This window comes from Halolamina sp. (assembly GCF_036626355.1).
Lineage (GTDB): Archaea > Halobacteriota > Halobacteria > Halobacteriales > Haloferacaceae > Halolamina.
In genome coordinates this window covers 1-6966 of sequence record NZ_JAZKRY010000120.1, presented here as the reverse complement: position 1 = coordinate 6966, position 6966 = coordinate 1, and the positions used below count along the sequence as shown (strand labels likewise).

General features: G+C 66.9%; 5 protein-coding genes. 1 reads left to right on the top strand and 4 read right to left on the bottom strand.

All coding sequences use genetic code 11. The features are described 5' to 3' along the window. A partial coding sequence (locus V5A38_RS14065; RefSeq protein WP_332326394.1) for a M28 family peptidase occupies positions 1 to 1753 on the top strand: 1753 nt, incomplete at its 5' end. Between the two features lie 42 nt (positions 1754 to 1795). Here V5A38_RS14065 and V5A38_RS14060 read toward each other — a convergent pair. The 4 genes from V5A38_RS14060 to V5A38_RS14045 form a co-directional block, all read right to left on the bottom strand. Beyond that, positions 1796 to 3280 carry an amidase family protein gene (locus V5A38_RS14060; protein WP_332326393.1) on the bottom strand — a complete coding sequence of 495 codons (1485 nt, stop codon included), beginning with the start codon at positions 3278 to 3280 and terminating at the stop codon, positions 1796 to 1798. Positions 3281 to 3377: 97 nt separating this feature from the next. Beyond that, on the bottom strand, positions 3378 to 5303 hold the full coding sequence (locus V5A38_RS14055; protein WP_332326392.1) for a DEAD/DEAH box helicase: 1926 nt from the start codon (positions 5301 to 5303) through the stop codon (positions 3378 to 3380). A gap of 45 nt (positions 5304 to 5348) precedes the next feature. Continuing rightward, the gene (locus V5A38_RS14050; RefSeq protein WP_332326395.1) at positions 5349 to 5882 is read right to left on the bottom strand and encodes a hypothetical protein; all 534 of its coding nucleotides are present in this window, start codon (positions 5880 to 5882) and stop codon (positions 5349 to 5351) included. 235 nt (positions 5883 to 6117) lie between these two features. Further along, positions 6118 to 6678 (bottom strand): TATA-box-binding protein, encoded by a 561-nt coding sequence (locus V5A38_RS14045; RefSeq protein ID WP_332326391.1) that lies wholly within the window; start codon positions 6676 to 6678, stop codon positions 6118 to 6120. Positions 6679 to 6966: the final 288 nt, after the last annotated feature.

Here is a 6966-nt window from a genome sequence, read left to right as displayed (position 1 = left end):
ACCTCGGTCCCGAAGCCAGCCTATGAACAGGACGCTGTACGAGGACGGGGCGCCGCGGGTATCGGGCGTCGAAGCCGATATCGTCGACGCGGTGTCAGCAGAGGAGCCGTGGCAACTCGTCGAACGATTCGCCGAGCTGGAGCGCGTCTCCGGGACCGACGACGAGCGCGAGGCGGCATCGTATCTGACCGACCGGCTCGCGCACTTCGGCGTCGACCACGAGGTCCACAGACCTGAACTGTACCTGAGCACACCCCACGGCGCGAGCATCGAAACGGACGACGGGTGGGTCTCCGAGACGATCAAAACCGTCTCCTTCTCCGCGAGTGGGGAGGCCGAGGGGGAGCTCGTCTACGTCGAGAACGAGGAGGAGATGGACTCCATCCAGGCGATGCTCTCGGTCTCGCTTTCGGGCCTCGACGACGACCTCTCCGGAAAGGTGGTCATGAGCGAGTCGATCATCCCGATCAGCGCGATCGAGGAACTGACCGAGCGCGGGGCCGAGGCGTTCATCGGCATCCACCCCCACGAGCGCGAACCCCACGAGGGGATCGTTACCCCGATCTGGGGCGGCGCACCGCCGTATGCGGACCGGGACCGGATTCCGGAGCTCCTCGTCGCCAACGTCTCCCAGCGCGACGGACAGACGCTCCGGGAACGGGCTGCAAGCGGCGTCGACGTGTCCGTCTCCGCGGAGACGGAAACGGCGTGGCAGGAAACGCCGCTCGTGCTCGCACGCATTCCCGGTGAGGCAGCCCCGGAGACCGACGAGTTCGTGCTGGCTCACGGGCATCTCGACTCGTGGCACGTCGGCGTGACCGACAACGCAACGGGGGACGCGACACTACTGGAACTTGCGCGGGTGCTTGACGCCCACAGCGACCAGCTCCAGCGAGACGTCTGGGTGGCGTGGTGGCCGGGACACTCGACCGGGCGATACGCCGGGTCGACGTGGTTCGCCGACGAGTTCGCACAGGATCTCGCTGACCGCTGTGTCGCGCACGTGAACGTCGACTCCCCGGGCGTCGCTGACGCGACTGAATACGACGAGCGCGTGAAATGGATGGCCGGCGTCCACGAGATTGCGGCCAGCACGATCGAGGACGTGAGCGGCAAGGAGACGGTGAAGCGGCGGCCGCCACGGGCGGGCGACTACTCGTTCAACAACCTCGGTATCCCGGGGATGTCGCTCCAGTCGAACATCCCGGAACCCGTCCGGGCGGAGCGCGGCTACCACCCTGTCGGCGGCTCCGGCGGCCACGCCGACGCGTGGCATCTCACGACCGACACGATCGAGAACGCCGACCCCGACGTGCTGGCCCGCGACACCGAGGTGTACACCCTCGCGACCGCTCGGCTGAGCCGGGCCGACCAGCCGGCCGATCCGTTACGGACGATCGACAGCCTCCGTTCGGTACTCGAGGAGTACGACGGAGCCAGCGCGTTCGATCTCGGACCGGTTCTCGCGGAGCTGGATTCACTTCGAGCGGCGACGACAGCCGCTCTCGGCGACGCCGACGAGTACGCTGACGAGATCGACAGGGCGGTGAAAACGCTCACCCGGCTGCAGTTTGCGACGGAGGGGGAGTTCGAGCAGGACCCCGCTGAGAGCCGGCCGCCGTTCCCTCGGATCGCGAGCGTCGAACAGCTGCCCGATCTCGACGGCGACGACGAGCGGTTCCTCGAACTGCAGCTCCGCCGCGCGCGCAACGAGGTCGTGGCCGACCTCCGGCGCCTGACCGAGTCGCTGTAGCGGGCGGCCACCAGCCGCTACTGTTCCGTGTCGGCGACTTTTTTACGTCGATTCTCGGATCGCCTCCCAGATGGCGGCTGTTCGGAGCACACCGACGTCGTCGTCGCGCGCACCGACGAACTGGAGTCCCACGGGGAGCCCGTCGCTTTCGCCGCACGGGACCGACACCGCGGGGTGACCTGTCAGGTTGAACGGGCCTGTCGTCCTGACTGCCTCGTCCAGCGTGTCGTCTTCGAGATAGTTCTCCCCGTCCCACGCCGGGGCAACCATCGGCGTCGTCGGCCCGGCGAGTACGTCGACGCCGTCGAGCGCGGTGTCGACGCCATCGGTCACCAGCTCTCGTGCGCGCTGGGCCCGCGCGTAGTACTCGTTTCCGTACTGCTCCATCAGGTGGTGGCCGTAGATGAGCACGTCCGCGGTGTACTCGCCCAGTTCGCCCGGCCGTTCCTCGAACGCCTCTGCCATCGCCACTGCGAGCTCCGTGCTCGACTCGGAGCGCTGCCAGTAGTTGACCCCGTTGGAAGCGACGTACGCTGCGACTTCGGTCATAGCGATGGCCCACCATGCGGGAATCGCGTACGCGAAGTGGCGGATGGACACCTCACGGACGGTTGCGCCGGCGCCGGCCAGTTCGTCGATTGCGTGCCGTACCGTTTCGTCGACCGCTGGGTCGCCGCCGAACAGTTCGTCCGGGACGCCGACGGTGAGGTCGCCGGCGGCCGCCCCGTCGACGTCCCGAACCGCGTCGACGTACGCTCCCGTCGTCGCTCCACGCGTGGCATCGTCCCGCGAATCGGGGCCCGCCATCGCGGCGAGCGCCCGAGCGGCGTCCTCGACGGCGTTCGAGAGCACACCGATTTCGTCGTTGAGCTTCGAGAACTGCACGAACCCGGTCAGGGGGACGAGCCCACGGCTCGGTTTGAAGCCGACGACACCGCAGAACGACGCCGGAAACCGCACCGAGCCGCCGGTGTCAGTTCCGAGGGCGACGTCGACCTGGTCGTTCGCCACCGCGACGCCGCTGCCGGCGGAGGACCCACCGGGCTGGTGGTCGGGGTCGTTGGGGTTCCGCGCCAGCCGAAACCGCATGGCGTCGGCATCGCCGCCGAGGGCGAACTCGTCCATGTTTGCCTTGCCCACGATTCGCCCGCCGGTATCGAGCAGTCGCTCGACGACGGTTGCGTCCTCGTCCGGGACGTGGTCTGTGAGCAGTGGTGACCCACACGTCATCGGGACCCCGGCGACGGCGATGTTGTCCTTGACCGCGACGGTTCGACCCGCCAGCACCCCGTCGTCGGTGCGGTGCAGGTCACACCGCGTGAGAAACGCGGCATACGGGTCCTCGGTCTCGTCCGGGTCCCAGTACTCGCGGTCCGGCGCCGAGGGTGAATCGAGTTCGTCGAGTTTGCTGACGAGGTCGTCCTGTGCCTCGATGGCCGTTATCTGATCGTCCCGATCGATTCTGGACTGGTCCAGCCGTGCTCGTTTCGCGTACTTGCGAACGTCTTCAGGTTCGATTCCGCTCATAGTACCTTCTCACACCTATCCCGCAAAATAGCTTCCCGGCGCCAACGGCGGATAGCCGGCCGAATTCCGAACTGGGGCTCCGACTGATTGGCCGTGATTACTCGGTGTCCGCCTGAGCGTCTGACCCAACTGCTCCCCCGGTCATCTCGTCGCCGGCTTCGTCGACAGCCTCATCGTCAGTCTCCTCGCCGTTCTCTGCCTCGGCTTCGTCGCCCTCCTCATTGCCGACGACCGTCTCGTGGACCTGCACGCCTTTCTCTGCGAGGTGGCGCATCTGGCGGCGGGCGAACTCCTCCTCCCGGGTGCCGTGGGTGGCGAGAACGACGACCTCCGCGCGCCCGACCGGCCGCATGGTTCGACCAGCGCGCTGGGCACCCTGTCGTCGCGACCCGCCGAGGCCGGATGCGACGATTGCGAGTTCGGCGTTTGGCAGGTCGATCCCCTCGTCGCCGACGCGTGAGACGACCAGCGCCTCCTCCTCGCCCGTGCGGAACGCTTCGAACAGCGCCTCTCGCCGGTGGTGCGGGGTCTCGCCGGAGACGAACGGCGCGTCGATGGCGTCGGCGATGGCGTCGCCCTGGTCGAGATAATCAACGAACACCAGTGCCTTCCCCTCGGACTCGGAAAGCAGCCGCTGGGTCTCCTCGATCTTCCGCGGGTTGGTGCCGGCGAGCACGTGGCGGTTGCGCCCCTCCGCGTTGGCCCACTCGTTCTCGGCGAACTCCTCGTCCCAGGGGAGATAGCGCAGTTCGACCGCCGGTTCGGCGACGAAGCCGGCGTCGAACAGCTGGGACCAGTCAGTGCCAAGCGGCGGACCGATGAGCGTGTAGATCTCCTTTTCGTCGTCGCTCTCCCGCACGGGCGTCGCCGTGAGTCCCAGCCGGTGTTTCGCCTGCAGCGCCGTCGACCGGCGGAACACCGGCGCGGGGACGTGGTGGGCCTCGTCGAAGACGATCAGCCCCCACTCGCGGTCATCGAACAGCCCGCGGTGGCGGTCCATCCCCGCGATCTGGTAGGTTGCGATGGTGACCGGTCGGAGCTGTTTGCTGCCGCCGTGGTATTCGCCGATATCCGTTGGCTCGATGCTGGTGTGTCCCAGAAGCTCCTGGCGCCACTGACCGGCCAGTTCGCGTGAGGGGACCAGAATCAGCGTCTCCCCGCCGACGCCCGCGAGCGCGCCGAGGGCGGCGACGGTTTTCCCCGACCCGGGCGGGCCAACGAGTACGCCGGCCCGTTTCTCGAGGAAACTGTCGACCCAGGACTGCTGGTACTCGCGGAGCTCCGCCGTGAGCGCCACGTCGACGGGGTCGCCGCTCTCGAGTTCCCGGTCGTCGACGACGGGGTAGCCGGCCTCGTAGAGCGTGCGCTTCACTTCGGCGATGGCGTCCTCGTTCACCCAGGCCTCCGTCTCGGAGATCGGTGCGCGGATGCAGTCCTCGGCCAGTTTCTCCAGAGCAACGTTGCCAAGCAGTTCGTCAGTCGCCGCCAAGAGCACGGTGTAGCCATCCTCGTGGGTGAACAGTCGGAAGCGGTTCGCGCGCTTCCACTGCCCCTCGACCCACTCCTCGAGGCCCCCGTAGCGCCGGGGGAACGTCGCGCGCATGGTCAGCAGCAGGTCGGCGACGCCGTCGAACGGCGCCGACCAGACGTCTTCAGGCCGGATACGATAGAGATAGCCGCGGGTTCCGGGCTCGGTGCCGGTGGTGTCGACGAGATGGGCGAACTGCGAGAGCCGTGCCTGTGTGTACTGGGTCGGCCTGTCGACGACGATCTCTCGGCGTTCAGGAAAGACGACGACCCGCTCGCGCGAGGCGAGTTCGCCCCACTCGGTCGGATACCAGACGACCGGGTCGTTTTCCACGTCGACCCGCTGGACGACGCCGTCCTCGGCGAGCGATTCGAGTGCTTCGTCGGCGTCGGCCTGTGAGCGGTCGAGCCGTCGGGCGAACTGGCCCGCAGTGAGCAGCGGTCGCCCCTCCGCCTCGACGGCGTCGTAGAACTCGGACAGCGAGAGATCGCTCATTGTCACCGCTAACGCGGCGGGGGGAATACGGCTTGCGACCGCTGCTTAGTTCGAACAGTGCGATCGGTCGAGCCCCTCTTTCGAGCGGAACCGACCGCCACAGTCGACACAGCGCAGATGTCCGTTGCCCGGGGCGGAACTGACGGTATGGCCGCGCATGTGGAACGGCCGGGGCACGTCACGCGGGCGGATGCGGTCCGGGATATGCCGTTCGGCGTCCTCGGAGAGCGCGGTGCGGAGCTGGATGGTCTCGATATCCGTTCGGTCCCAGCGGTCGGAGTGGCGAGCGGCTTCGCGGTCCGCCAGCTCCGTCCAGGCCGTGACGACGACAGGGGACGGGGTCTCGGTGTCGCAGACCACGACAACGAGCCGGACGCCGTCGATAATGCGGGCGAACCGCCAGCCGTCTGTCGTGTTCCAGCGGAGCTGGCCCTCGCGGATGGTCGTATCGACGGCGTCGATGGAGAGATAGCGCCCGCCTTGGACGAGTCGTTCACGGAAGTGATCCGTGAGCGCATACTGACCGGGGTCACGGACTGGCGGGTCTTCCGTGCGGCGTCGCGCCGCTTCCCCGGCCATCTCGGTTGCCGCCGATGGCGTCTTCCCTAGGCTGTCGTACGGCTCGAGGCCCGGTGCGCCCCGGCCCTCGCCGTGCTCACGGGATGCCACAGGCGCGCTTCGTACTGGAGGGTAATGCCTCTTGTGCCGTTTGGCGTCGCTAACGGGGTACTGCGCCGCAAAACCGGGTGTGGCCGACGAGAGACTGACAGAGTTCGGTCACGCGTGGTCGCCGCGCGGGCGTGTGCGTGACTACTCAGCCCAGGAGGCCGAGCCCTTCGATGCGCTCGACGATCTGTTCGACTGCTTCCTGTGCGTCCTGCGTCTGTTTCCCGCCGGTGATCACGATCTTCCCCGACCCGAACAGGAGAATGACCACGTCCGGCTCGTCCATCCGATAGACGAGTCCCGGGAACTGCTCGGGCTCGTACTCCACGTCCTCCAGCCCAAGCCCGATCGCGAGCGCGTTGAGGTTGAGGTTGTGGCCCAGGTCTGCGCTGGAGACGATGTTCTGGACGGTGATCTCCGGGTTCTCCTCGACCGGGATGGTCAGATCTCGGAGTTTGTCGAAGATGATGTCCAGCGCGTCGTGGACGTCTTCGATACTTTTTGCGCCCGTACACACGATCTTCCCCGACCGGAAGATGAGCGCTGCGGCTTTCGGGCTCTGGGTCCGGTAGACCAGCCCCGGGAAGTTGTCCGGGTTGAAATCCGCGCCCGGAAGGTCCTCTGCCAGCGCTTCGAGGTCGAGCTCCTGCCCGATACCCGTCGATGCAACCACGTTCTGAATTTCGATGGAATCTGCCGGCGAACTCATTCTTCGTCCCATAATGCTTTCCCCGCCCTTATAAAGGGTTCCCTTATATAGTCGGCGAGTCGCGTCGTCGATCTGTCGGAATGCCGGAACTCGCTGAGCGAGGGACAGAGACAGGGCACTGTGGCCACATACCGAGTTTATGTATATCACAGAGCGACCGCATCATCAGGGTTATATACTTACCTCTCATCGGATGGTACGCGAAGGTCGCCCGGGCAGTCGCCCCCGGTCGACGCCCGAGCCCGATCGACGAGTTCGGACACGCTCCGAAGCCCTTATGTGGATACG